19 protein-coding genes, 1 pseudogene and 1 riboswitch are annotated in these 24,988 nt (G+C 73.1%); of the genes and pseudogenes, 4 read left to right on the top strand and 16 right to left on the bottom strand.

Annotated features, from left to right (window positions below):
• Window positions 1–18 precede the first annotated feature (18 nt).
• From ACFYXC_RS26940 to ACFYXC_RS26925, 4 genes and pseudogenes are all read right to left on the bottom strand, one after another.
• Entirely contained in the window at window positions 19–1,308 is a 1,290-nt protein-coding gene (locus tag ACFYXC_RS26940) for a bifunctional 3,4-dihydroxy-2-butanone-4-phosphate synthase/GTP cyclohydrolase II (protein ID WP_389554349.1), read from the bottom strand.
• Window positions 1,305–1,949, bottom strand: a complete 645-nt coding sequence (locus tag ACFYXC_RS26935) for a nicotinamide riboside transporter PnuC (RefSeq protein WP_389554348.1) — start codon at window positions 1,947–1,949, stop codon at window positions 1,305–1,307. The genes ACFYXC_RS26940 and ACFYXC_RS26935 overlap by 4 nt, the downstream gene beginning before the upstream one ends.
• Window positions 1,946–2,554 carry a riboflavin synthase gene (locus ACFYXC_RS26930; protein ID WP_388918342.1) on the bottom strand — a complete coding sequence of 203 codons (609 nt, stop codon included), beginning with the start codon at window positions 2,552–2,554 and terminating at the stop codon, window positions 1,946–1,948. Before ACFYXC_RS26930 ends, ACFYXC_RS26935 begins: the two co-directional genes overlap by 4 nt.
• A gap of 152 nt (window positions 2,555–2,706) precedes the next feature.
• Window positions 2,707–2,837: riboswitch (FMN riboswitch) on the bottom strand.
• Window positions 2,838–3,983: 1,146 nt separating this feature from the next.
• Window positions 3,984–4,871, bottom strand: a pseudogene (locus ACFYXC_RS26925) (ROK family transcriptional regulator); the annotation flags it as partial.
• A gap of 133 nt (window positions 4,872–5,004) precedes the next feature.
• On the opposite strand from ACFYXC_RS26925, the gene ACFYXC_RS26920 reads away from it, so the two are divergent.
• Together ACFYXC_RS26920 and ACFYXC_RS26915 are read left to right on the top strand one after the other, a co-directional pair.
• The gene (locus tag ACFYXC_RS26920; protein WP_389554347.1) at window positions 5,005–6,234 is read left to right on the top strand and encodes an MFS transporter; all 1,230 of its coding nucleotides are present in this window, start codon (window positions 5,005–5,007) and stop codon (window positions 6,232–6,234) included.
• A 108-nt stretch (window positions 6,235–6,342) separates the two neighbouring features.
• Window positions 6,343–7,773, top strand: coding sequence for a uracil-xanthine permease family protein (locus ACFYXC_RS26915; protein ID WP_389554346.1), 1,431 nt, complete (start codon window positions 6,343–6,345; stop codon window positions 7,771–7,773).
• Here the strand turns inward: ACFYXC_RS26915 and ACFYXC_RS26910 are convergent.
• Window positions 7,755–8,888, bottom strand: a complete 1,134-nt coding sequence (locus ACFYXC_RS26910; protein ID WP_389554423.1) for a glycoside hydrolase family 6 protein — start codon at window positions 8,886–8,888, stop codon at window positions 7,755–7,757. The genes ACFYXC_RS26915 and ACFYXC_RS26910 overlap by 19 nt on opposite strands.
• 173 nt (window positions 8,889–9,061) lie before the next feature.
• Between ACFYXC_RS26910 and ACFYXC_RS26905 the strand changes: the two genes are divergently transcribed.
• Window positions 9,062–9,793: a DUF5995 family protein gene (locus ACFYXC_RS26905; RefSeq protein ID WP_389554345.1), complete on the top strand. Its 732-nt coding sequence runs from the start codon at window positions 9,062–9,064 to the stop codon at window positions 9,791–9,793.
• Between the two features lie 153 nt (window positions 9,794–9,946).
• Here the strand turns inward: ACFYXC_RS26905 and ACFYXC_RS26900 are convergent, their stop codons facing one another.
• The 10 genes from ACFYXC_RS26900 to fmt all read right to left on the bottom strand — a co-directional run bounded on the left by ACFYXC_RS26900 (window position 9,947) and on the right by fmt (window position 21,692).
• Window positions 9,947–11,638 (bottom strand): flavin monoamine oxidase family protein, encoded by a 1,692-nt coding sequence (locus ACFYXC_RS26900; RefSeq protein ID WP_389554344.1) that lies wholly within the window; start codon window positions 11,636–11,638, stop codon window positions 9,947–9,949.
• 56 nt (window positions 11,639–11,694) lie between these two features.
• Window positions 11,695–12,489, bottom strand: a complete 795-nt coding sequence (locus tag ACFYXC_RS26895; protein WP_389554343.1) for a carbon-nitrogen hydrolase family protein — start codon at window positions 12,487–12,489, stop codon at window positions 11,695–11,697.
• A 334-nt stretch (window positions 12,490–12,823) separates the two neighbouring features.
• Window positions 12,824–14,026, bottom strand: a complete 1,203-nt coding sequence (locus ACFYXC_RS26890; protein ID WP_388918324.1) for an MFS transporter — start codon at window positions 14,024–14,026, stop codon at window positions 12,824–12,826.
• Window positions 14,027–14,302: 276 nt separating this feature from the next.
• The gene (locus ACFYXC_RS26885) at window positions 14,303–14,755 is read right to left on the bottom strand and encodes an Lrp/AsnC family transcriptional regulator (RefSeq protein ID WP_388918321.1); all 453 of its coding nucleotides are present in this window, start codon (window positions 14,753–14,755) and stop codon (window positions 14,303–14,305) included.
• A 287-nt stretch (window positions 14,756–15,042) separates the two neighbouring features.
• Window positions 15,043–16,485, bottom strand: coding sequence for a GuaB1 family IMP dehydrogenase-related protein (locus ACFYXC_RS26880; protein ID WP_388918556.1), 1,443 nt, complete (start codon window positions 16,483–16,485; stop codon window positions 15,043–15,045).
• A 131-nt stretch (window positions 16,486–16,616) separates the two neighbouring features.
• The gene (locus ACFYXC_RS26875; protein ID WP_389554342.1) at window positions 16,617–16,967 is read right to left on the bottom strand and encodes a barstar family protein; all 351 of its coding nucleotides are present in this window, start codon (window positions 16,965–16,967) and stop codon (window positions 16,617–16,619) included.
• Between the two features lie 134 nt (window positions 16,968–17,101).
• Window positions 17,102–18,145: a sugar-binding transcriptional regulator gene (locus ACFYXC_RS26870; protein ID WP_388918315.1), complete on the bottom strand. Its 1,044-nt coding sequence runs from the start codon at window positions 18,143–18,145 to the stop codon at window positions 17,102–17,104.
• Window positions 18,146–18,223: 78 nt separating this feature from the next.
• Complete coding sequence (gene rpe / locus ACFYXC_RS26865; RefSeq protein ID WP_389554341.1) at window positions 18,224–18,910, bottom strand: ribulose-phosphate 3-epimerase; 687 nt, start codon at window positions 18,908–18,910, stop codon at window positions 18,224–18,226.
• 260 nt (window positions 18,911–19,170) lie between these two features.
• Window positions 19,171–20,595, bottom strand: coding sequence for an RsmB/NOP family class I SAM-dependent RNA methyltransferase (locus tag ACFYXC_RS26860; RefSeq protein WP_388918309.1), 1,425 nt, complete (start codon window positions 20,593–20,595; stop codon window positions 19,171–19,173).
• Window positions 20,596–20,762: 167 nt separating this feature from the next.
• The gene (fmt, locus tag ACFYXC_RS26855; RefSeq protein WP_388918306.1) at window positions 20,763–21,692 is read right to left on the bottom strand and encodes a methionyl-tRNA formyltransferase; all 930 of its coding nucleotides are present in this window, start codon (window positions 21,690–21,692) and stop codon (window positions 20,763–20,765) included.
• Between the two features lie 408 nt (window positions 21,693–22,100).
• Here fmt and ACFYXC_RS26850 point away from each other — a divergent pair, with 408 nt between their 5' ends.
• Complete coding sequence (locus ACFYXC_RS26850) at window positions 22,101–22,697, top strand: hypothetical protein (RefSeq protein ID WP_389554340.1); 597 nt, start codon at window positions 22,101–22,103, stop codon at window positions 22,695–22,697.
• A 78-nt stretch (window positions 22,698–22,775) separates the two neighbouring features.
• On the opposite strand, the gene ACFYXC_RS26845 is transcribed toward ACFYXC_RS26850, so the two are convergent.
• Complete coding sequence (locus ACFYXC_RS26845) at window positions 22,776–24,923, bottom strand: primosomal protein N' (protein WP_389554339.1); 2,148 nt, start codon at window positions 24,921–24,923, stop codon at window positions 22,776–22,778.
• Window positions 24,924–24,988 lie beyond the last annotated feature (65 nt).

The raw sequence follows: 24,988 nt of genomic DNA, 5'->3' as shown, positions 1-24,988 counted from the left end.
TCTCCTCGTGCTTCTCAGTCACTGGTTGCCGCAGGCGGACACGGCGGTCGTGTCCAGCCAGGGCAGGTCGTGCCCCATCCGGTCCCGCTTGGTGCGCAGATACCGGAGGTTGTGCTCGCCCGCGGTCACGGGCATCGGTTCGCGGTCGGTGACCTCCAGGCCGTGGCGGACGAGCGCGTCGGTCTTGTCGGGGTTGTTGGTCATCAGCCGCAGGCTGCGGACGCCGAGGTCCTCGAGGATCTGGGCGCCGGCCGCGTAGTCGCGGGCGTCGGCGGGCAGGCCGAGTTCCAGGTTGGCGTCGAGGGTGTCGCGGCCGCGCTCCTGGAGCTCGTACGCGCGCAGCTTGGACAGCAGCCCGATGCCGCGCCCCTCGTGTCCGCGGAGGTAGACGACGACACCGCGGCCCTCGGCCTGGATGCGCTCCAGGGACGCCTCCAGCTGAGGGCCGCAGTCGCAGCGCAGCGAGTGGAAGACGTCACCGGTGAGGCATTCGGAGTGGATGCGCACCACGACGTCGGCGCCGTCGCCGATCTCGCCGTGGACCAGCGCCACGTGCTCGACGCCGTCGACGGTGGAGCGGTAGCCGTAGGCCGTGAACTCGCCGAAGGCGGTGGGCAGATGCGTCTTCGCCTCGCGGCGGACGGTGGGTTCGGCGGTGCGGCGGTAGGCGATCAGGTCCTCGATGGAGATGATCGTCAGTCCGTGCTTGCGGGCGAACGGGATCAGTTCGGGCAGCCGCAGCATCCGCCCGTCCTCGCCGGCGATCTCGACGATGGCCCCGGCGGGCCGCAGGCCCGCTAGCCGGGCGAGGTCGACGGCGGCCTCGGTGTGGCCGTTGCGGACGAGCACGCCGCCGGGCTTGGCGCGCAGCGGGAAGATGTGACCGGGCCGGACGAAGTCGGCCGCCCCGGCCAGTCCGCCGGCGAGCAGTTGCAGGGTGGTGGCGCGGTCCGCGGCGGAGATGCCCGTGGTCACCCCGAAGGCGGGGCCCGCGTCGACGGAGACCGTGAAGGCGGTGCGCATCGACTCGGTGTTGTTCTCGACCATCTGCGGGAGCTGGAGGCGGTCGAGCTCGTCGCCCTCCATTGGCGCGCAGATCAGGCCCCGGCACTCGCTCATCATGAAGGCGATGATCTCGGGGGTGGCCTTCTCGGCGGCGATGACGAGGTCGCCCTCGTTCTCGCGGTCCTCGTCGTCGACGACCACGACCGGGCGGCCGGCGGCGATGTCCGCGACGGCCTTCTCGACCGGGTCGAGGGCGAAGTCCTCGATGTTGTCCGTGCTGTACCAGACGGGTGCGCTCGTCATGCCGGGGCTCCTTCCAGGACGGGCTGCCCGGCCTTGCGGGAGCGCAGCCACCAGTCGCGCATGCCCCACAGGACGAGCGCGCCGTAGATGATGTAGACGAATCCGGAGAACGCGAAGCCGTTGGCGAAGTTGAGCGGCACGCCCACCAGGTCGACGAGCAGCCAGGCGAACCAGAACTCGACCATGCCGCGCGCCTGGGCGTACATCGCGACGACCGTGCCGACGAAAATGTACGCGTCGGGCCACGGGTCCCAGGAGAGCGACGGGTACGCCGTGAAGAGGCCGCCGACCGCGAGGGTGCCCACGGCGGCGGCGCCGAGCAGGTATCCGCGCTCGCGCCAGGTGGCGAACCGGACGGCGATGGAACCGTCCTGCGCGCCGCCCCTGCCGCGGTTCCACTGCCAGTAGCCCCACACGGCGACGGCCATGACCACCAGTTGCTTGCCCGCGCTGCCCGAGAGGTGGGCGGTGGCGAAGGCCGCGAGGAGGATGGCGCCGGACAGGAACTGGACGGGCCAGGTCCAGATGGAGCGGCGCCAGCCGAGGGCGAGGCCGATCAGTCCGATCACGTTGCCGATCATGTCGGCCCACTTGATGTGCTGGTCGAAGAGCGTGAACGCCTCGGAGTTGAGCCAGTTCACCGTGTCGCCCCCTGTCCCTGCGGGCCGAGCAGCCGCTCGACGTACTTGGCGATCACGTCGACCTCAAGGTTGACCGGGTCGCCGGGCTGCTTGCGGCCCAGCGTGGTCAGGTCGAGGGTCGTGGGGATGAGGCTGACGGTGAAGAAGTCGGGGCCGGCGTCGACGACGGTCAGGCTGATGCCGTCGACGGTGATGGAGCCCTTCTCGACCACGTAACGCGAGAGGTCCTTCGGCAGCGAGATCTTCACGATCTCCCAGTTCTCGGACGGCTTGCGTTCGAGCACCTCGCCCGTGCCGTCCACATGGCCCTGCACGATGTGCCCGCCGAGGCGCTCGCCCACGGCCATCGGCCGTTCGAGGTTGACGCGGGAGCCGACCGTGAGGGCGCCGAGGCTGGAGCGGTTCAGGGTCTCCGCCATGACGTCGGCGGTGAACTCGCCGTCCTCGTGGTCGACGACGGTCAGACAGACGCCGTTGACGGCGATGGAGTCCCCGTGACGTGCACCTTCGGTGACCACGGGGCCACGCAGCCGGAAACGGGAGGCATCGCCGAGGTTCTCGACGGCGGTGACTTCACCCAGCTCTTCGACGATTCCGGTGAACACTTCCCGGGTCCTCCTGCCTCTTCGGGCACGGACTCCGGGGCCTGTCGATGACGACAGATATGAGCGAGCGGGGACACCGGGGCGACGCCGCGTAGGGACGTGCCCCGCAGGACACGTCGAAACAGACGGCGGCGCGCACGAATGCCCGCCCGCCGCGCACTGCCTCCCATCCGGACTTTAACCGTCGGTCCAGGAATTTCACCTGGTCAACCGGCCGCTGGAAGCGACCGGGTCGCGGACTGTAACCGCCGGTTCGGACTTTCACCGACCCCGGAGTGCGCTGCTTCTGGTACAGACTCAGTGTGCCACGCCTGATCCACGCCCATGAGGGTGAATGTTGTGGGGTGGCTCACAGAGTGTACCGATGGGCTTCACGGGACACTCGTGACGCGTCGGCCTCGCCACGGGCGAGGCGTTCCGGTAATGGTCCGAACCTATTGACGCTTTGGTCTATACCTCTCTAGGGTCTGCGTTCACCGGCGCCTTTCCGGGTCCGCGTTCGCCGACCCGCCCCAGATCGACCCGGCGGCGGTGACGGAGGCCCTTGCCCCGCCGCCGGGTCTCCGTTCCCCCGGGCACGGGCCCCGGTTCACCTCTCCGGCGGTGCGAACAGCTCGTCCTGGGCCCCGTCCCGCGCCATCAGCAGCGCACCGCGCAGGACGGCGCCGCCGCCCAGCGTGCCCGCCCGCACCTCGGTGGGCAGCGGCGTCATCCGGGCGAGCCGGTCCCGCACCCGGGCGGCGAGCACCTCGCCGCCCGCCCGGCCGATCTCCCCGGCGAGCACCACGCATCCCGGGTCCAGCACGGCGACCACGGACGCGGCACCGAGGGCGACGCGATCGGCGAGCACATCGAGAAACGCGCCCGCCGCGGAGACGCGCCCCGCCCCGAGCCCTTCCACCGAGCCCGCGCCCGAGCTCGACCCGACCACCCCGGCCGAGCCGAACCCCTCCGCCGAGCCCGAAGCGGGCCTCGACCCGGACACCACGTCCGAGCCGAACTCCTCCACCGAGCCTCTATCGGGCCTCAAGTTGGACACGGCGGCCGAGCCGAACCCCTCCACCGAATCCGAAGCGGGCCTCGACCCGGACACCACGTCCGAGCCGGTAGCCCCCACCGAACCCAAAGCGGGCCTCGACCCAGGCACCACGGCCGAGCCGAGCCCTTCCACCGGCCCCGTAGCGGATCTCGACCCGGACGACACCGCGGCCGAGCCCGAAGCTCCCGCCGGGGCCGGGTCCGGAACGGGGTCCGGGACGGGGCCCAGGTCCGGGGCGCGGTCCGGGTCCGGGGCGCGGTCCGGGTCCGGGGCGGGATCCGGAGCGGGATCCAGGTCCGGGGCGGGTGACGAGTCGGATGCCGAGGGCTTCGTCGCGCTCCGGGCGGGAGCCGGACCGACGGCGCGCGGCACCGCCTCCCGCACCAGCGTCACCGCCTCCCGTACCAGCGCCGCCGCATGCGGTTCATGGGGCGCCGGCGGCGCCACGACCCCGTGCAGGTGCGCCAGTTCGGCGATCGCGGCGGCGCTCGCGAGGGAGTGGAAGCCCCCCTCGCAGTCCGTCGCGGACGGCAGGCCGCCGGTCCCCGGCACCGGCAGGAAGCCGATCTCCCCCGTACCGCCTGAGGCACCCCGGCGCAGAACGCCGTCCAGGACCACGGCGGCGCCGATCCCGTGCCCGAACCAGAGCAGCGCGAAGGTGCCCCGGTCACGGGCGACCCCCTCGCGCTGCTCGGCCAGCGCCGCGAGGTTGGTCTCGTTCTCCACGACGACCCGGGCCGGCAGCCGCTCCTGGAGGACCGCGACGAGGCGGCGGTGCCATTCGGGCAGGCCGGAGGAGTCGCGGAGTTCGCCGGTGGCGGGATCGATGAGACCGGGCGCCCCGACACCGACGGTGTGCAGCCTCTCGACGCCCGCCTCCTTGGCCGTACGTTCGACCAGCGCGACCGCCTGCTCGACGGCGGCCGCGGTGTCGGTCTCGTCCGCGATCGGCACGGACGCCTCCGCCAGCACCGAGCCCAGCAGGTCCGCGACGACCACGGACACGCCCTCGGTACGGACGTCGAGGGCGGCCAGGTGGGCCCGGTCGGCGACGATGCCGTACAGCCGGGCGTTCGGGCCGCGCCGCTGCTCGCCCGACTCCCCCACCACGCCGATCAGTCCGGCCGCGGCGAGGCGTTCCACCAGGTCGGCGACCGAGGGCCGGGACAGGCCGGTGAGCTGCTTCAACTGCCCGGCCGTCAGCGGGCCTTCCTGCTGCAGCAGCCGCAGGGCGAGCCGGTCGTTGATGGCCCGGGCGGTGCTCGGTGATGCGGGCATGCCGGGATCCTTCCAGATCGGGGCCGCCCGGTCGGCGGTCCCGAAAACCATCTATCTATCAGGCAGGGTGCCTGATAGTTTACGGCGGCAGCGTGGCGAGGCACGGCAGGAACGACAGGGAGGGCCCGGGAAAATGAGTGCAGTGGTCTACGGCCGACGCGAGGTGAGGCGTTCCCGGTACGCCGTGTCGGCGGTGTTCGCCGTGCACGGAGCCGTCACCGGCTCGTTCGCGACGCGCGTTCCGTGGATCCAGGACCACGCCTCGGTGAGCGCGGGACAACTCGGCCTGGCACTCGCCTTCCCCGCGATCGGCGCCTCCGTGGCGATGCCGCTCGCGGGCGGCGTCAGCCACCGCTTCGGCGCCCGCGCGGCCCTGCGCGGACTCATGTCACTGTGGACGCTGGCCCTCGTCCTCCCGGCACTCGCGCCGAACCTGCTCACCCTGTGTCTGGCCCTGTTCGTGTTCGGCGCGACGGCGGGCATGGCCGACGTGGCGATGAACGCGCTCGGCGTCGAGGTGGAGAACCGGCTCGACAAGTCGATCATGTCGGGGCTGCACGGCATGTGGAGCGCGGGCGCCCTGGTCGGCTCGGCCGCCGGCACGCTCGCCGCGCATCTGGGCACGGACGCCCGGGTGCACCACGCGCTCGCCGCGGCGGCGCTCACCCTGCTGGGCATCGTCGCCTCCCAGGGCGTACTGGACCTGCGCGCCACGGAGGACGACGAGGCGCCCCCGCGGTTCGCGCTGCCGCCGAGGTCGGCGCTGCTCATCGGCGCGATCGGCTTCTGCGCGGTGTTCGCGGAGGGGGCGAGCCTGGACTGGTCCGCGGTCTATCTGCGGGACGTCATCGGCAGTTCGGCGGGGCTCGCGGCCGCGTGCACGACGGGCTTCACCCTGACCATGGCGCTCGCCCGGTTCGCCGGTGACGCGGTGGTGGACCGGTTCGGCCCGGTGCGCACGGTGCGGGTCAGCGGCCTCCTCGCCACCGCGGGCGCGCTGCTCGTGGTGCTGGCGGAGAACGCTCCGCTGGCCATGGCCGGCTTCGCGCTGCTCGGCCTCGGCATCGCGGTGGTCGTCCCGCTCTGCTTCGCCGCGGCGGGCCGCAGCGGCCCCAACCCGGCCCAGGCCATAGCGGGCGTCGCCACCATCACCTACACCTCGGGCCTGATCGCGCCGTCCGCGATCGGCACCGTCGCGGACGCGACGAGTCTTGTCACGTCCTTCGTCCTGGTGACCGTGCTGGCCTTCGGTCTCGCCGCGTTCGCGGGTGTGCTGCACGCCAGCGGCCGTACGACGAATGCCGAGGTGGCCGCCGCGCGCGGCGGGGCGACGGACACGAAGGTTCCGGATTCGAGGCCCTGATCCGGCCGCTCCCCCGGCGCCGCCCTACCATGACGCTGATCTTCACGTACGGAAACACGTACGGAAACTCAGGTACAGGTACAGGTACAGAGAAGGCGGCTATCCACCATGGACCTCGGCGTGCGCTGGAAACTGCACGGTGACGGGCGCACGCCCGCACCCGGAGCGGTGGTCCGCCCCGACGAACGGCTCTCGTGGCCCCGGACGGCCGGGCTCGGCGCCCAGCACGTGGTTGCCATGTTCGGGGCGTCCTTCGTCGCGCCGGTCCTGATGGGCCTGGACCCCAACCTCGCGATCATGATGTCGGGCGTCGCGACGGTGATCTTCCTGCTCGCGACCCGCGGCCGGGTACCCAGCTATCTGGGCTGTTCTCTCTCCTTCGTGGGCGTCGCCGCGGTGATCCGCGCGCAGGGCGGTTCCAGCGCGACCGTGACCGGCGCCGTGTTCGTCGTCGGCGTCGCGCTGTTCCTGGTCGGTCTCGCGGTCCGGCGGTTCGGGGCGCGGATCATCCACGCGGCGATGCCGCCGGTCGTCACGGGCGCGGTCGTCATGCTGATCGGCTTCAACCTGGCACCGGTCACCGCCGCCACCTACTGGCCGCAGGATCAGTGGACGGCGCTGCTCGTGATGCTGTTCACCGGTCTGGCCGTGGTGTGCCTGCGCGGTTTCTGGTCACGGATCGCGATCTTCCTCGGTCTGGTCCTGGGATACGCGATCTCCTGGATCTTCGACCTCGTCCTCGGACGCATCCACTCGGCCGACGCGAGCGGCAAGGTGACCGACCACTGGCGGCTGGACCTCTCCGGCGTCGGCAGGGCGGACTGGATCGGGCTGCCGGACTTCCACGGCCCGTCCTTCGAGTGGTCGGCGATCCTCGTGGCACTGCCCGTCGTGATCGCGCTGATCGCCGAGAACGCGGGCCATGTGAAGGCCGTCGGCGAGATGACCGGCGACTCCCTGGACGACAAGCTGGGCACCGCGATCTCCGCGGACGGTGTCGGTTCGATGCTCTCCACCGCCGTGGGCGGCCCGCCCAACACGACGTACTCCGAGAACATCGGCGTCATGGCCGCGACCCGGGTCTACTCCACAGCCGCCTACTGGGCCGCCGCCGGCTTCGCGCTGCTCTTCGGTCTCTGTCCGAAGTTCGGCGCGGTGGTGGCCGCGATCCCCGGCGGGGTGCTCGGCGGGATCACCGTGATCCTGTACGGAATGATCGGACTGCTCGGCGCGCAGATCTGGCTCAACGCCGGGGTCGACCTGCGCAATCCGCTGAACCTGGTGCCGGCCGCGGCGGGCATCATCATCGGCGTCGGAAACGTCACGATGACCTTCACCGACACCTTCTCGCTGAGCGGGATCGCGCTCGGCACGCTGGTCGTCATCACCGGCTACCACGCGCTGCGGGCGCTGGCCCCCGCGCACCTCAGGACGCAGGAACCACTGCTCGACGAGGGCACGTCCTCGTACGGCTCCGAAGCACGGGAGGGTACCGAGGGCGGCCCCGGTCCGGGGCCGGGTCAGCGCGCCAAGTCGTAGGCGTAGTCGGGTGTGAAGGTGCCGGGCGTGCCGCGGCAGCCGTCGGACTCGCCCGGCAGCTTCACCCACAGATAGGCGTCGATCCGGGCCTCGCCGGTCGTGAGGGTCGGCGCCTGCCCGAGTCTGCGGCCCGCGGGGTCGCACCACTCCCCGTCGGCGGGGGCCCCGTTGCCGTTGCGGCTGGTGTCGATCACGGCGCCCAGGCCCGGGGGGCCGCCGAGCGCGTCGAGGGTCCGGCGGACGTACGCGACCTCGTCGCCGGTGCGGTTGAAGTTGGAGACGTTGCTGAAGATCCCGTCCGAGGAGGCGGCGGACGCGGCACCGGCTCGGCGCAGCAGTCCGGCCTGCTTCTGCGGCGGGTTCCAGTCCGAGTGGCCGGCGTCGAAGTAGACCCGCGCCTTCGGGTTCGCCGCCTTGAGGACGCGGCCGGCGCGGGCCAGCGAGGCGAAACGGGCCGACCGCTGTCCCTCCGACAGACAGGCGGACTGGGCGATCGCGTCGGGCTCCAGGATCACCACGACCTCGGCGGAGCCGAGGCCCGCCGCGAACTTCTCGATCCACCCGTCGTACGCGCCGAGGTCGGGCGCGCCGCCCTGCGAGGCCCCGCCGCAGTCGCGGTCCGGCACCGCGTACGGAACGACGACGGGCACGCCGCCCTTCGCCGCTCCGGCCGAGGTGACCGCCCTGACGCGTGCGGTGATGTTCGACGGCGTGTAGTCCGCGAACCAGACCGCGGCGGGCCGGTCGGCTATCCGGGACTCGATGACGGGACGGCGCGGATCGTCGTGGTTCGCCCTGACCCAGTCGAGGACCTGGGAGTCGGTGTGGCGGTACAACCGCACGGACGCGGGCTCGCTCCTCGGCGTCGTGGACGCGGACTTCGAGGGCTTCGGGGCCGGCCGCGCCTCGGAGGCGGATGCGGACGCGGACGGCGAGGGCGACGGCGAGGCGGAGGCCGTCGCGGACGAGGGCGTCGGCACGGCGGGCAGCGGCTGGAGGAAGGGTGAGCCGGTCACCTCGGGGCGCGCCTCGTCGCTGCCCCGGCCGTCGTCCAGTGCGGACAGCATCCCCGTCACGGTGCCCACCGCGACGACGGCGGAGGCCAGCGCCAGCATGGCGCCGCGCCGGGCGGCTCGTCTGCGCTCCGCCCTCCGTGCGGCCAGGCGCTCGGCACGTCGGCCTGCCACGTGGTACTCCCCCCTCCCCCGGGTCCCGCGTGTTCCCCCGTTCTGGGGAAGCGCTCGGCCCGGCGGCCCTCCGCACAGCCTATGCCTGGGACCCTGCCCCCATGGTGCGGTGGGAATGCTTCGGGGAAGACGCGGTCCGTGTGCACGACCTCGACGGGGTGGTCCGCCGGATGCGTGCGCTCGGAGCGGACTGGCCGGCGCGGGACGGGGTCGCGGTCTTCAACCGGGTCTACCTCGCCGTCACGGAGGAGGTCGGCAGACGCCTGGACGCGGGGCACTTCGCGGACCCGCGGGCCGCGCTGACCCTCGACGTGCGGTTCGCGGAGCGCTACCTCGCAGCCGTCGGAGCGGTCGCGCGGGAGCGCCGACCACCCGCCTGCTGGCGGCCGCTGTTCCAGCTCCGGGGTCATCCCGGAGTACGGCCGCTGCAGTTCGCCCTCGCCGGTATCAATGCGCACATCGGGCACGATCTGGCGCTCGCGGTGGTGGACACCTGTCGTACGCTCGGCTGCGAACCGGCCGAACTGGAGGACGAGTTCGACCAGGTGGGCGAGGTGCTCGTCGCTCTGGAGGAGCGGATCCGGGAGGATCTGATGCCGGGGCCCGATCTGTTGCAGATCGCCGACCCGCTGACGCATCTGCTGGGGGCGTGGAGTCTGGAGCGGGCGCGGGACGGGGCCTGGGGCGCCGCCCGGGCCCTCTGGGCCCTGCGGGAACTCCCCGACCTGGCCGGGGAGTTCGTCGTGCGCCTCGATGACGGGGTGGGGCTGGTGGGGCGGTGCCTGCTGACCCCGCTGGAGGTCGGGCCGTACGCCGGACCGCCCGGACCGTAAGTCGGCTGCGGGCCGGTGGGGGCTGAGCGCGCGGTTCCCCGCGCCCCTGAACCCCGGGCGCCCCTCAGGGGCGCCGGGAACTGCGCGACAAGCCCCCACCGGCCCGCGGCCGAGAGCCGGACCGGCAGCCCCGCCCGCCCCCGGAGGGACCCGTCAGTCTTCGGGGAGTTCCAGCGGAGCGATCTCGTCGTAGAGGTCACCGGGACCCGGATTCGTCGGGTCGGTGGCACCGCCGAAGTGGTGCATGACGCCCCAGACCGCGTTGAGCGCGGTCTGTACGGCGCCCTCGGCCCAGCCGGCCGTCCAGGAGATGTCGTCGCCGGCAAGGAAGATGCCCCGCTTGTCCTCGGGCAGCCGGTCCTGCATGAAGTGCGTGAACAGGCGCCGCTGGTAGCGGTAGTGCCCGGGCAGGTTGGCCTTGAACGCGCCCATGAAGTAGGGCTCGTTCTCCCAGGAGACGGTGACCGGGTTGCCGATGATGTGCTTCCTGATGTCGACCTTCGGGTAGATCTCGCCGAGCGACTTCAGCATGACCTCCATCCGCTCGTTCGCGGACAGCGGCAGCCACTTGAGGCTGTCGTCGCACCACGTGTAGGAGAGGCAGATGACGGCGGGCCGGTCCGGGCCGTCGTCGAGGAGGTAGGTCCCGCGCGTCATGCGGTCGGTGAGCGTCATCGACATGACGTCCCGGCCCGTCCGCTCGTCCTTGTCGAGCCAGAAGGGCCGGTCGACCGGCACGAAGAGCTTGGAGCTCTCCATGTAGTGGGTGCGCTCGATCGCGGTCCAGTGGTCGATCGGGAAAAGCGCGTCGTCGCAGGCGACCTTGGAGAGCAGCATCCAGGACTGCGCGGTGAAGATCGCCGCCCGGTACGTACGGATGTCTCCGGAGGCGTCGGTGACGGTGATCCGGTTGCCCGCGGTGCGGTGGAGGCGGGTCACGGCGGGCCGGGGCTCGCCGCCGTGGAGCGAGGCCAGCGAGGTCCCGTACGCCCAGTGCACGATCTTCTGCGGCTCGCGCTCCCACAGGCGCAGGGGGAGCTGCTGGCTGCCGCCGACGATGCCGCGGTGATGGTCGTCGGCCTCGGTGTAGACGACGCGCAGGATCTCCAGGATGGAGTTGGGGAAGTCGGTGTCCCAGCCGCCGGTGCCGAAGCCGACCTGGCCGAAGATCTCACGGTGCCGGAAGGACCTGAACGCCTCGGAGTCGCAGAGGAATCCGTAGAAGGTCTGGTTGTCGAGCTTCTCGACCAGCTTCGCCCAGATCTCGCGGATGCGCGGGACGTCGCGCTCGCGCATCGCCCGGTTCATGTCGGAGAAGTCGGCGCCCTCCTCCAGGCAGGTGTTCCAGGCGGCCGCCACGTCGCGGTAGACCTGCGGCAGGTCGGCCATCGTCTCGGCGTAGTGCGACTCGCCCTTGAGGTCGACGACGGTCGAGGGCGTGGCCTCGGAGAGGGGGTTGGGGAACGCCGCGGTCCGCAGCCCCACCAGGTCGATGTAGTGCTGGAGCGCCGTGGAGGACGGCGGGAAGCGCATCGCGCCCATCTCGGCGGTGAGGGAGGGGTCGCAGCCTTCGAAGCCCACCGTCCGCAGCCGGCCGCCGATCTCGTCGGCCTCGTACACGACGGGCTTGAGGCCCATCTTCATCAGCTCGTACGCGGCCACGATGCCGGAGAGGCCGCCGCCGATGACGGCCACCTCGGTGCCGAGCTCGGTCGCGGGTATCTGGCCCAGGCCCGCGGGGTGCGCGAGGAAGTCGTCGTACGCGTACGGGAAGTCCGGGCCGAACATGGTGATCGGCGGCTGCGCGTCGGTGTGCGGGACGGCGGGGGGCACCGTGGACGTCATGGGGTACGGACTCCTTGCGCAAGGGCTTCGGCGGGGCTGTGGTGGGGCGGCGCGTGTCAGACGAGGGACCCGTAGAGACGGGGGCAGCGGTCCTTGAGATACGGGTTGGTCTCGCGCGAGGCGGCGAGGAACACGGGGTCCACGTCGCCCAGGACCAGTTCCTCGGCGCGGCCCGCGCGGGCCCGGGCGCCACCGTCGGGGCCGGCCAGGGTGGAGAGCCCGACGAACTCGAACTCCCCTTCCTTCCCGGCCCGGTTGACGTACGCGACGTACATCTGGTTCTCGAAGGCCCGCACCGGCACGACCGATTCGGCGACGAAGTGGAACGGGTGCATCTGGGCCGTCGGCACCACGAGGAGGTCGGTGCCGGCGAGGGCGTGCGCGCGGACGTTCTCCGGGAACTCCACGTCGTAGCAGATCATGAGGCCGACGCGGAGGCCGTTCAGCTCGGCCTGCACGACCGGTTCGTCGCCGGGGGTGAACCACTCCTGCTCGAAGCAGCCGTAGAGGTGGGTCTTGCGGTAGTTCGCGAGGCGCGTGCCGTCGGCGGAGATCAGCTGCGCCGAGTTGTGGACCGGGCCGGAGTCCGCTGCGCGCTCCGGATAGCCGTAGACGACGGCCAGGCCGTGCCGGCCGGCGATCTCGGCGACCTCGTCCGCGGAGTCCCCGTCGGCGGGCTCGGCCAGCCGGTGCACGTCGGCGCCGATCGCGTAGCCGGTGAGGAACAGCTCCGGGGCGATCAGGAGCCCGGCGCCCGCTTCGGCGGCACGGGCCGCGGCCTCGTCGAGGACCTTGAGGTTCTCGACGACGGATCCGGGCCGGCCGGAGCTCTGGAGCAGGGCGGTGCGCATGCGTGTTCCTCACCGGGCGGAAGGGTCGGGGGAGGCCGTAGGGACGGCCAGATAGACGCTACGGGCGGGGTGTCGGACGGACAAGGAGGAGCCGTTGCGCGCCGGTGGACGATTCGTTGCGTCCACCGGCGCTCCGGCGGCGATTCGTTGCGCACCCGGGCTGCTCACCGGCGCCGCCGAGCTGTACCGGTCCACAGGGGACGACATCGCGTTCTCCCTCGCCCCCGCTGCCGGGCGCGAGGGCGAGCGGATCGGCGTCACCGTCCACGACACCGGCCCGGCCGGGCCGATCGGCTCGATCGGCTCGATCGGGCCAGGAAGGGCTCCGGCGGCCTCAAGGCCGTGCCACGGCCTCCGGACCTCTGAGGCGTTCCTTCCGTCCGGCGGCCACGACCAGCGCCGTCAGCAGGTAGGGCACCGCGGCCAGCGCGAAGGCGGCGGCGTGCGTGGACGCCGACCCGACCGCCGCGTAGACGCCGAACACGGCGATGGTCGTCAGGTCGGTGCCCACCCCGGCCACCGAGGTCAGGGTGGCCCGGCCGGTGCTGCCGATACGTTCCTGGAGGCGGGCGTCGGCCAGGACGCTCGCCAGCTGGAACCCGCAGAAGGCGAGGGCCAGCAGGGCGATGGCGGCCGGGGTCCGCGCCGCCGCGCCCGCGGCGAGCGCCAGCGCCGAGCCCGCCAGGAGCGCGGCGAACCCGCCCCTGCCCAGCCGCCGCCCCGCGCCGGCGAGCAGCCCGCCGACGGTCGCCCCGGCCCAGATCAGCAACAGCCAGTGCGAGACGCGGTCCTCGGCGACCCCGGTCTCCTGGACGAGGAGGGGGGTGTACTCGTCGAGCGCGCCCCACACCGCCGTGACGGCCGGTACGAGCAGCAGCGCGGCGCGTACGGACCGGTCCGCGCGGGCCTCGGCGAGCCCGGACCGCAACGGCGCGGCCCATCCCTCGCCGGAGCCCGCGGCCGTACTCGGCCTCCGGTGCTCCGGGAACCGTGCCGCGGTGGCCGCCGCCAGCAGACAGGCCAGCACGCTGGCGAGCCCGACCGCGTGGTAGCCGCCGAACGCGAAGACGGGCCCGGCGAGGCCCATCGCCGCCATCACGGCCACGAGTCCCGCCGCACGGGCCCGGCCCATGACGCGTCCGTAGTGGTCACCGGCTCCCCGCCGGTCGAGTTCCTCGTACACCAGCGCTTCCAGCGCGCCGGAGCCGAGGGCGCCCTTGGCGCCCCACAGCACGAAGCCCAGGGCGAACGCCCAGTACGACGGGACGAGCACCCAGAGCGTGAATCCGGCGGCGGTGAGCAGCGGCCCGCACCACAGGAGCGTCCGCCGCGAAACGGCGTCGGCCCAGGCGCCGGAAGGTATCTCCAGCACCACACCGGTGACGGACCAGACGGCGAACAGCGACGAGATCTGCCAGACGGTGAGCCCGTTGTCGGCGAACAGCAGCGCGTACACCGGGTAGAGCAGCACGAAGTCGTCGAGGAACGCGTAGGCGTACAGCGTGGCGGTGAGCCGCCGCGCGGAAGAGAGTGACATGAAGCCTTCCCGAAAGGACCGCGGAGAGTTCGGACGCCGGAGGTACGACGCCCGAGGCGGCCCTCGAGAGGCACAGGCACAGAATCAATGTCGCCAGGTCATGCCCCCATGCTAGGGCGCATCCCCACTCCGGCCCAACGATTTACCCGCACGGGCCCCGCGCCCCTACGGAGCGCCCCGTAGGGGCGCGGGGAACTGCGCGACAAGCCCCCACGGCCCCGCGGATACCCGACAAGCACCCCCACCCCCCACCCCCTCCCACCCCCAAGCGGAGCGCTACGTGGGGGATCCGGAGGAGAACCGACGCAACAAGGGCGAGAGCACCAGCACGGACTTCGTCCGTTCCACGAACGGCTCCCCCGCGATCCGCTCCAGCACCCGCTCGAAGTGCCGCATGTCGGAGGCGAAGACCTGCACGACCGCATCCGCCTCCCCTGTGACGGTGGACGCGGCCACCACCTCCTGGTACCGCTCCAGCCCCCGCTGGATGGTCTCCGGAGACGTGTTCCTGCGGCAGTAGATCTCGACGAACCCCTCGGTCTCCCACCCGAGCGCCGCGGGATCGACCCGAACCGTGAACCCGGTGATCGCCCCGGTGGACCGCAACCGGTCCACCCGCCGCTTCACGGCGGGCGCGGACAGCCCGACCTCCTGCCCGATGTCGGCGTAGGAGCGCCGGGCGTCCTCGGCGAGGGCGTGCACGATACGTTCGTCGAGATCGTTCAGCACTGCGGATGGATCACTTCTCTTCGCTGGACGCGCTGACCGCGCTGGTCACACCGGCTGCCCCTGCCACGAGCCACACCCTCCGGCAACCGCCCCAGAAGTAGAACACGCCCCCGGCACCAGAGCCCGGCACCCCGTCAGAGGCACACCGTACAGAGGCGCGCCCCTCAGGGGCGCGGGGAACTGCGCGCCCAGCCCCCACCGCCCCGCACATACCCACGACCCCCAGGGGGCCCGCCCCCACGCTCAGCCCCGAGCCCGGGTTCCGCGTCAAAACGCGAACCCAGGGCTCACCCCCAACTCGCATGCAACGGCTTGCCCTCCGCATACCCCGCCGCACTCTGCACGCCCACGACCGCCCGCTCCGCGAACTCCGCCAGCGAGTTCGCCCCGGCGTACGTGCACGACGACCGCACACCCGCGATGATCGAGTCGACCAGGTCCTCGACCCCCGGCCGGGCCGGGTCGAGGAACATCCGGGACGTCGAGATCCCCTCCTCGAACAACGCCTTGCGGGCCCGGTCGTACGCCGACTCCTCCGACGTACGGTTGCGCACCGCCCGCGCCGACGCCATGCCGAACGACTCCTTGTAGGGCCGCCCGTGGGCGTCCTGCTGCAGGTCGCCCGGCGACTCGTACGTACCGGCGAACCACGAGCCGACCATGACGTTCGACGCGCCCGCGGCCAGTGCCATGGCGACGTCACGGGGGTGCCGCACCCCGCCGTCGGCCCACACGTGCTTGCCGAACTTCGCCGCCTCGGCCGCGCACTCCAGGACGGCCGAGAACTGCGGGCGGCCCACGCCGGTCATCATGCGCGTGGTGCACATGGCGCCCGGTCCGACACCGACCTTGACGATGTCCGCGCCGGCCTCGATCAGGTCGCGTACGCCCTCGGCGGCGACGACGTTGCCCGCGACGACCGGCACCTGGGGGTCGAGTCCGCGGACGGCTCGGACCGCGGAGATCATCGACTCCTGGTGACCGTGGGCGGTGTCCACGACGAGCGTGTCGACGCCCGCCGCGAGCAGCTGCTTGGCCTTGCCGGCGACATCGCCGTTGATACCGACGGCGGCCGCGATGCGCAGCCGGCCGTCCGCGTCGGTGGCCGGTGTGTAGAGGGTGGCGCGCAGGGCGCCCTTGCGGGTGAGGATGCCGGCGAGCCTGCCGTCCTGGTCGACGGCCGGGGCGTACCGCCGGTTGGCGTGGTCGAGCCTGTTGAACGCCTCGCCCGGCTCGATGTCCGCGTCGAGCAGCAGCAGGTCACGGGACATGACCTCGGAGAGCTGGGTGAAGCGGTCGACGCCGCTGAGGTCGGCGTCGGTGACGACACCGACGGGCCTGCCCTCGCCGTCCACCACGACACCGGCGTCGTGCGCGCGCTTGGGCAGCAGGGACAGCGCGTCGGCGACGGTCTGGTGCGGGGCGAGGATGATCGGGGTGTCCAGCACGAGGTGGCGGCTCTTGACCCAGGAGACCACCTCGGTGACGACCTCGATCGGGATGTCCTGCGGGATGACGACGAGACCGCCGCGGCGGGCCATGGTCTCGGCCATCCGGCGGCCGGCGATCGCCGTCATGTTGGCGACCACGAGCGGGATCGTGGTGCCGGTGCCGTCCGGCGAAGCCAGGTCGACGCCCTGCCGCGAGCCGACCGCGGAACGGCTCGGCACCATGAAGACGTCGTCGTACGTGAGGTCGTACGGAGGCTGGATGTCGTTCAGGAAACGCACGTGCTGCACATCCCAGTCGATCAGAGGTGGCCCCCGAACAGGTCAGCCCGGGGGAAGAGCACGTACCTCATTGTCCCATGTCGGGTGGTCGGCACGCCCCGGGCCGATCGTCCAGGCCGGTCAGGGGGTCACTAGTGGGATCCTCCAAGGGCCAGCGCCACGGTGAGCAGTCCCTCCGGGGCGCGGTCCGCCGCCTGGGCGAAGACGTCCTCCGCGACCGTCCACTCGTCGGGCCGCGTAGCCGCGTACGCCCGCCAGCCGGTGACGACGACGAGCAGCCCGCCCTCGCGGGCGGCTCCGGGCCACACGGTGGGGTCGCCGAGGCTGTCGGCGAGCGCGTCCCAGTTGCCGCCGAACCACTCGGGCAGCTCCAGGGCGCGTGCGCAGCGCTCCATGAGGCCCGCCCTGTCCGCGATCCCGTCGAGGTCCAGCGTGACCACGTGACGGCTCGGCGCCTCGTGGTCCGGCACGTCGTGCGTCATCTCAGCACCGCCCTGAACGAGTTGTGGTGATCATCCGTGCGGGTGGACCTCGTCGTCCCCGCCCTGCGCGCTGCCGGACCGCCCGCGGGGTCCGGCCGGACGAGGGCCGCGCACCCGCTCGCCTCGGCCGGGGATCAGAGCCCGTCGGGGTCGGCCCGGTCCAGGGCCGGACGCGGGGTCGGGCCCGTCGTCATCAGGGCGTCCGCGGCGGCCGTGTCCGTCACCAGGCTGGTGACGAGCCCGGACCGCAGCACCGCGTCGATGGCGCCCGACTTGCGCTGCCCGCCGGCGATCGCGACGACCTCGGGGATGCGCCGCAGCCGGTCGGCCTCGACGGTGATGCACCGCTCCCCCAGGTCGCGCCCGACGCGGCGGCCCTCGACGTCGAAGAGGTGCGCGGACATCTCGGCCTCGACCCCCAGGGAGGCGTAGTGGGCGCGCTCCTCCTCGCTGAGCATGTCGTGCACCGTCGAGATGCCGGCCTCCCAGGACCCGATGGACACGCAGGCCACCGTGACCTTGTCGAAGTACTCGAAGGCCCGGGCGATCCCCGTCTGGCTGCGCAGGGCGGCCGCGGTGGCCACGTCCGGCAGCAGCATCGGCGCGTAGATGGGGTGGGCGTCGCCGCCGGAGACCTGGGCGGCCCGGCGGACGGCCTCGACCGAGCCGCGCTCGGCCGTCCCGGCGTCGTAGACACCCGTCAGCTGCACCACCGTGCACGGCGGCAGCCGGTCGAGCGCCGCCGCCATGTGGATGGTGGAGCGGCCCCAGGCGAGGCCCAGCACGTCACCTTCGGCGACCAGCTCACCGAGCAGGTCGGCGGCCACCTCGCCGAGGTTCTCCGGGTCGGGCGACTCCTCGGCCTCGGCCGGGGACTCGACGACGACGGCATGCCGCAGGCCGTAGCGGGCACGCAGCGCGTCGGAGCGCTCCGCGTCCAGCTCGGCGGGGACACGGATCTCGATCCTCACGAGATCCCGTTCGAGAGCGGTCTCCAGGACCCGGGCCACCTTGAAGCGGCTGACGCCGAACTCCTCGGCGATCTGGATCTTGGATTTGCCCTCGAGGTAGAAGCGGCGGGCCATGGCCGCCGCCTGGACCAGCTCGGCGGGTCCCATCCGCATGGCTGACCGGCCCGCCGACATACCCGACACGGCGATCTCCTCACTGCTGTTCACACTCTGGATTCGCCGTTCATCCTTGCAGATCCGGCGTACTTGATCAGCCCTGAGGGGCGGCGTTCACGTTCCCTTGGTTCAGTGGTCGCATGCCCATGCCGCCTGGGCCGTCGCCTGCTCCGCCTGCGTGCGCAATGCACGTACCGCCTGGGCGGGGTCGTCGGCCCCGTAGACGGCCGAGCCGGCGACGAAGACGTCGGCCCCCGCCTCGGCGCAGCGCTCGATGGTGGAGGCCGAGACTCCGCCGTCGACCTGCAGCCACAGCTCCAGACCGTGCTTGCTGATGAGCTCGCGGGTGCGGCGGATCTTGGGAAGCATGATGTCGAGGAACGACTGGCCTCCGAAGCCGGGCTCGACGGTCATGATCAGCAGCATGTCGAGCTCGGAGAGCAGATCCTCGTACGGTTCGACGGGCGTCGCGGGCTTGAGCGCCATGGAGGCACGGGCGCCCTTGGCCCGGATCTCGCGGGCGAGCCGCACGGGCGCCGCGGCCGCCTCGGCGTGGAAGGTGACGGAACCGGCACCCGCTTCGACGTACTGGGGCGCCCACCGATCGGCGTCCTCGATCATCAGATGGCAGTCCAGCGGCGTGTCCGTCGCTCGCGCCAGTGCCTCTACGACCGGCACGCCGAGCGTGAGGTTCGGGACGAAATGGTTGTCCATCACGTCGACATGCAGCCAGTCGGCCCCTTCCACGGCTTGTGCCTCCTCGGCGAGGCGGGCGAAGTCGGCGGACAGGATGCTGGGGTTGATCTGCGCGGCCATGCCACAAGCCTGCCATGCCCGGCGCCGGTTGCCCTCCCCGGTCCCCGGCCCCGGCCGGCCGGTGGGCACCGGCCCGGCCGCCGAGCCCGACGACGAGTCCGCCGCAGTGGCCGACGGACCGCAGCGCACGACTGTCGTACGGGCCCGTCACGCCCGTCCACCGGTGCCCGCTCGGCATGTCCGTGCCCCCGCGGCACAGGACGGCCCTGCCGCGGTGGGCGCGGCGGTGCCGGAGGACGACGCCGACAGCGGGTTCCGGCTCAGCCCGTTCGCCGGATCAGGGCCAGGTACATCGCGTCCGTGCCGTGCAGGTGCGGCCACAGCTGGACGTCCGGGCCGTCGCCCAGGGCCGGGACGTCCGGGAAGAGCGGCCGGGCGTCGAGGAGTTCGGCGTCCTGCTGCTTGAGCACGTCGTCCACCACGGCCCGGGTCTCGGCGAGGTGCGGCGAGCAGGTGGCGTACCCGACGACACCGCCGACCCGCACGGAGTCCAGCGCGGTACGCAGGAGACCGCGCTGCAGGGGCGCGAACCCGTCCAGGTCGGCGGGCCGCCGCCGCCAGCGGGCCTCGGGGCGCCGCCGTAGGGCGCCGAGTCCCGTGCAGGGCACGTCCATCAGGACACGGTCGAAGGTGCCCGATCGCCACGGCGGCCGCGTCCCGTCGGCGGCGATGACCTGGTATGGACCGGGGTTGCCGGCGAGTGCCTTCGCGACCAGCCCGGCCCGGTGCGGCTGCTTCTCGGAGGCGAGCAGCACGGCCCCGCGCTCGGCGGCGAGTCCGGCGAGCATGGCCGCCTTGCCGCCCGGCCCCGCGCACCCGTCGAGCCAGGCCCGGTCCGGCCCGTCGAGGGGCGCGTTGGCGAGGGCGAGGGCCACCAGCTGGCTGCCCTCGTCCTGGACGCCGGCCCGCCCTTCCCGTACGGCGTCGATGGCACCCGGCTCGCCGCCCTCGGACAACCGCACGGCGTACGGCGACCAGCGCCCCGGCAGCGCGCTCTCCTCGCCGAGCGTGCCGAGGAGCTCGTCCGCGGTGGCGCGCCCGGGCCGGGCGACCAGGGTCACCTCGGGCCGCTCGTTGTCGGCCTCCAGCAGGTCCTCGATCCCGGCACGGCCGCCGCCGAGCGAGTCCCACAGCGCGGAGACGATCCACCGCGGATGCGAGTGCACGACGGCGAGGTGGTCCTCGGCGTCCTCCTCGTAGGGCGGCGCGACCTGCTCGATCCAGGCGTCCAGCTCGTGCTGCGAGATCTTGCGCAGGACGGCGTTGACGAACTTCGCCCGCCCGTCGCCGAGCACGATCCGCGCGAGGTCGACGGTCGCCGACACGGCGGCGTGCGTCGGGATCCGCGTCCCGAGCAACTGGTGGGCGCCCAGACTCAGCACGTCCAGCACCGGCGGGTCGACCTCGCGCAGCGGCCGGTCCACGCAGGCGGCGATGACGGCGTCGTACGTGCCCTGCCGGCGCAGTGTCCCGTAGACCAGCTCCGTCGCCAGCGCCGCGTCCCGCCCGTCGAAGTCGCCCTTCTCGCGGGCCTTGCGCAGCAGCGGCGGCAGTACGAGGTTCGCGTACGCGTCCCGCTCGTCCACCGCCCGCAACGCATCGAAGGCAAGCATCCGCACGGGGTCCTTCTTGGGACGGCGGTACGGCTTGCCCTGCTGACGACCCCGACGAGGCTGCTCACTCACGAAAAAGGTGCTCCGGCTCAGTGGAAGAGATACCTCCCCAGATTACGTCGCCCTGTCGGGTCGCCCCTCCAGGGGCGCCCCACAGGGGCGCGGGGAACTGCGCGACCAGCCCCCACCCACCCGCAGGTGACACGACACCCAGCCCACCCGCACGTCACCGACGGAGGTCACCCCACCACCTCGCCGGAGGCGATCCGCACACCCCGGGCCCAGTCGGCCGCCCGCATCGGCTTCTTCCCCTGCGCCTGCACCCACGACAACTCCACCGCGTGCGAGCCGGTCCCCACGTACACGGTGTTCTTCCCGACCCCCAGCGCCCCCGGCGCCAGGTCCGTCCGCTCGGGCACCGGCGCCACCTGGATCAACTTCAGCCGCTCGCCGCGGAACACGGTCCACGCCCCGGGCGCGGGCGTGCACCCCCGTACGACGCGGTCGACCCGGAGCGCCGGCGCGGCCCAGTCCACCCGGGCGTCCTCGACGGTGATCTTCGGTGCCAGGGTGACCCCGTCCGCCGGCTGCGGCACGGCCTTCAGCGTGCCGTCCTCGATCCCGTCCATGGTCGCCGCGAGCAGCCCGGACCCGGCGAACGCGAGCCGCGTCAGCAGGTCCCCGCTGGTGTCGGTGGACCGCACCTCCTCGGTGACGGTCCCGTAGACGGGCCCGGAGTCGAGCCCCTCCTCGATGAGGAAGGTGGACGCGCCGGTGATCTCGTCCCCGGCCATGACCGCGTGCTGTACGGGCGCCGCGCCGCGCCAGGCGGGCAGCAGCGAGAAGTGCAGGTTGACCCACCCGTGGGCGGGGATGTCGAGCGCGACCCGGGGCAGCAGCGCGCCGTAGGCGACGACGGGGCAGCAGTCCGGGGCGATCTCCCGCAGCCGTGCGAGGAAGTCCTCGTCCCGCGGCCGCGCCGGCCTGAGCACCTCGATCCCGGCCTCCTCCGCGCGCTGCGCGACGGGGCTCGCGACGAGCCTGCGCCCCCGCCCGGCCGGCGCGTCGGGCCGCGTCACGACGGCGGCGACCTCGTGCCGCCCGGAGGCGATCAGGGCGTCCAGAGCGGGAACGGCGACCTCGGGGGTACCGGCGAAGACGAGCTTCATGGGTGGCAGTCGGCCTCTCGGGCGAGTTCAACGGGCAGCGCACCAGTCTATGGGCCGCGGTACCGGAGGGCCCCCGGCGGCCACGGCTCCGTATCCGCCGTCCCGGACGGCAACGCACGACGACGACCGGGCGCCTCCCCCGCTCGTCCGGCGCACGTCGGCCCCTGCTGCCACCGGCGGGGGCCGGCCGCCCTGCAGGACCGCCACACGGCTGACGCGGGCGACGAAGTGCTGGTCAGAGCGGTGTCGAGCCGAGCACTCAGCCGATCGCCGGGGGCGTACGGATGCGCCCCCACGCCCCTGCTGCGTGACCACTCACCCGGAAACGCGTTGGTCAAGAAAGAGTTGACCAAAACGGGCCGTAATCGCGGCCCGGACCTTTTCAACGCCGGTTCGAGAGGCTTGTTCATGGCCGACCACGCAACCCACGACGCCCAGGCTCGGGCCAGCCTGCACTTGCTGGTGCGGGACATCGAGCGGGTCCGCCGGCAGGTGGACGCACTGCGCACGCTGACAGCCCAGCTGGGCAACGTCTACCGCCCGCGCCGCTCCGGCCCCTCCACGGGCTTCGTCGTCTACGGACGCGCTCCCGCTCCGACCGTCCGCCTCGCGCAGGAGCTGCGGGACAGCGTCGAGACCCTGGTCACGGCCGCCGTGGACTTCGACCGCTCACTGGGCTTCTCGTGGGACGCGGTGGGCTCGGCCCTCGGGGTCACGAAGCAGGCGGTGCACCGCCGTTACGGCGCCCGCCGGGCGACCGCTCAGGCAGCCGCCGAGGCCGAGCGCGCGACCGAGCCCTCGGGAGCCCGCATCGCCGTCAACACCGGCATGCCCACGGTCCCGGCCGCCCGTTCCATGCCGATGCCGATGCCCATGCCGACCCAGCCGACGGCGGGCAGTCCCACCCTCCGCGAGGAGGCCAGGCCGTCCCTTCGCGAGGAGGTCAGGCCCCCTCTCCGCGACGAGGTCAGGCCCAACGCCTTCCCTGGTCCGCGCAACGGCTGACGTACGCGTCTGTCAGCGGCGAAGCACCAGCTCCCCGTCTGCCCCCGGACGCACTCGGGGGCAGACGCGTACACGGCCTCACCCGATGTCGGGCGGGTCGATCCGGATCCGGACCGCCTCGCTGCCGCCCCCGCCGCGCGCCATCCGGGCAGCCTGCGCACTCTTCAGGGCGAACGCCAGCGCGGCCCCCTTCCCCGGCGGCACCCGGATCAGCGCCCGCTCCCCCTGCTCACCCGCGGGCGGCGCCCCCGCCCGCCGCGGCCAGCCCGGATCCGGCGCGGGCACCGGCACAGGGCCCAGCACCTCCGCGTCGCTCGGCAGTTCGACCGCGGCGAGGAACCCGGCGAGCGCCTCCGTGGTCCCGGACACGGACGCCATCCGGGAGACCGGCGGGAAACCCAGTTCGGCCCGCTCGGCCAGCTCACGGACGGCGTGCCCGACCGGATCCCACCGCACCAGCGCCTGCACGGGCCGCAGGGTCGGCTCGGCGACGACCACCACGGTCCCGCCGTCGCGCTGCCCGCGCACCAGCGCCGCCGCCTCGATCCAGCGCCGCAGCGCCTCCTCACCGGCCCGCAGGTCCGGCCGCCCGAGCATCGCCCAGCCGTCGAGCAGCAGCGCCGCCGCGTAGCCGCCCTCGGCGACGGGCTCCGCGCCGGGCGTACTGACGACGAGCGCGGGCGACCCCGGCACCGTGTCCAGCACCTGTTCACGCCCCGAGGTCCGCACGGGCACGGCGGGGAACGCACGGCCCAGCTCCTCGGCGGTCCGCCGCGCCCCCACGACCTGCGCCCGCAGCCGGAACCCGCCGCACTCGGGACAGTGCCAGCCACTCTCCTCACGCCCGCACCACCCGCACCGCAGGCCCCCGGCGTCCTCTCCCTGCAACGGTCCCGCGCAGTGCCGGCACCGCGCGGGCGCCCGGCACTGCGCGCAGGCCAGCCGCGGTACGTAACCCCGCCGGGGCACCTGGACCAGTACGGGCCCCTGCTTCAGCCCTTCGCGCACGGCCTGCCAGGCGAGGGTGGGCAGCCGCGCGGCCCGGGCCGCCTCGTCGCGCGCGAGATCCTGGTCCCCGACGGTCCGTACGAGCGGCGCGGCGGCCCGTACCTGCTCCCGCTCGGCGACGATCGGCGCCGCCCAGCCGCTCTCCACGAGCTGTGCGGCCTCGACGGTGCAGCTCCAACTCCCCAACAGGAAGGCGCTCTTGTCGTGGGCGGCCCGCAGCAACAGCACTTCCCTGGCGTGCGGCTGCGGGGCGTGCGGTTCGCTGTGGCTGCTGTCCCCGTCCTCCCAGAGGGCCACCAGCCCCAGGTCCCGGACGGGCGCGAACATGGCGGCCCTGGTCCCCACCACGGCCCGTACGGACCCGCGCCGTACCGCCAGCCACTGCCGGTAGCGCTTCTCGGGCCCGGCGTCGGCGGTGAGCACGGCATGCCGCCCCTCCCCCAGGACCGAGGTCAGCGCGGCGTCGACCCGGCCGACGGCCCGCCCGTCCGGCACGACGACGAGCGCGCCACGTCCCGAGGCGAGGGTCGCCGCCACGGCCCGGGCCAGCTCCTCGGCCCAGCCGGGCCCGGGCAGCGCGTTCCACACGGCCCTGGGCGCCCCGCCGCCCGCGAGCGACTCGATGAAGGCGGCACCGCGCGCATATCTGGCCCAGGGCCCCGGCGCGGGGGTCCCGGGGACGGGCAGCGGCTCGGGCGACGGCTTCGCCTCGGCCCGTGCGTTGCGCGGCGGGACGGCCAGTTGCAGGACGTCGGCCAGGCTCCCCGCGTACCGGTCGGCGACGGCCCGGGCGAGGCCGAGCAACTCCTCGCTCAGCACGGGCTCGGGCGACACGACGTGGGCCAGGGCCGCGAGGGGTCCCGGGTAGTCGGACTCGGCCAGCCGCTCGACGAGGAACCCGTCGATCAGCCCGCCGCCCTCGCGCCGCCCCTCCCGCACCCGGTGTCGTCCGGCCCCGAACCGCACCCGCACCCGCACCCCGGGCTGCGCGTCGGCGTCGAGTTCCTCGGGCACGGCGTAGTCGAAGTACCGGTCGAGGTGCAGGACGCCCTTGTCGACGAGGACCCGGGCGACGGGCAGGTTCTTGGCGACGGCGGCCCCGCGCCAGGTCCGCGGCTTGGCCCGCGGCGCCTTGCGCACGGCGTCCCGGATCAGCGCGAGCTGCTCGGGCGGCGCCCCGTCGCCCCCCGTGTCCGCCTGCCCGTCCTCGCTGCTCACACCAGCATTCCTACCAGACCCCACCGACAGCGCCGCGCGCCCGGGAACGCCGGGGCCCGGCACCC

The organism is Streptomyces sp. NPDC002701, assembly GCF_042889045.1.
Lineage (GTDB): Bacteria > Actinomycetota > Actinomycetes > Streptomycetales > Streptomycetaceae > Streptomyces.
The sequence above is the reverse complement of the archived record's forward strand: the minus strand, read 5'-3'. Positions and strand labels throughout refer to the sequence as shown.

Coding starts and splice junctions, on each gene's coding strand:
- ACFYXC_RS26915 (WP_389554346.1), top strand. CDS start 6,343: ATGGACCTCGGCGTGCGCTGGAAACTGCACGGTGACGGGCGCACGCCC.
- fmt (WP_388918306.1), bottom strand. CDS start 21,692: ATGAAGCTCGTCTTCGCCGGTACCCCCGAGGTCGCCGTTCCCGCTCTG.
- ACFYXC_RS26900 (WP_389554344.1), bottom strand. CDS start 11,638: ATGACGTCCACGGTGCCCCCCGCCGTCCCGCACACCGACGCGCAGCCG.
- ACFYXC_RS26910 (WP_389554423.1), bottom strand. CDS start 8,888: ATGCTGGCGCTGGCCTCCGCCGTCGTCGCGGTGGGCACCGTGACGGGG.
- ACFYXC_RS26875 (WP_389554342.1), bottom strand. CDS start 16,967: ATGACGCACGACGTGCCGGACCACGAGGCGCCGAGCCGTCACGTGGTC.
- rpe (WP_389554341.1), bottom strand. CDS start 18,910: ATGGCCGCGCAGATCAACCCCAGCATCCTGTCCGCCGACTTCGCCCGC.
- ACFYXC_RS26895 (WP_389554343.1), bottom strand. CDS start 12,489: ATGCGCACCGCCCTGCTCCAGAGCTCCGGCCGGCCCGGATCCGTCGTC.
- ACFYXC_RS26920 (WP_389554347.1), top strand. CDS start 5,005: ATGAGTGCAGTGGTCTACGGCCGACGCGAGGTGAGGCGTTCCCGGTAC.
- ACFYXC_RS26905 (WP_389554345.1), top strand. CDS start 9,062: ATGGTGCGGTGGGAATGCTTCGGGGAAGACGCGGTCCGTGTGCACGAC.
- ACFYXC_RS26890 (WP_388918324.1), bottom strand. CDS start 14,026: ATGTCACTCTCTTCCGCGCGGCGGCTCACCGCCACGCTGTACGCCTAC.
- ACFYXC_RS26850 (WP_389554340.1), top strand. CDS start 22,101: ATGGCCGACCACGCAACCCACGACGCCCAGGCTCGGGCCAGCCTGCAC.
- ACFYXC_RS26940 (WP_389554349.1), bottom strand. CDS start 1,308: ATGACGAGCGCACCCGTCTGGTACAGCACGGACAACATCGAGGACTTC.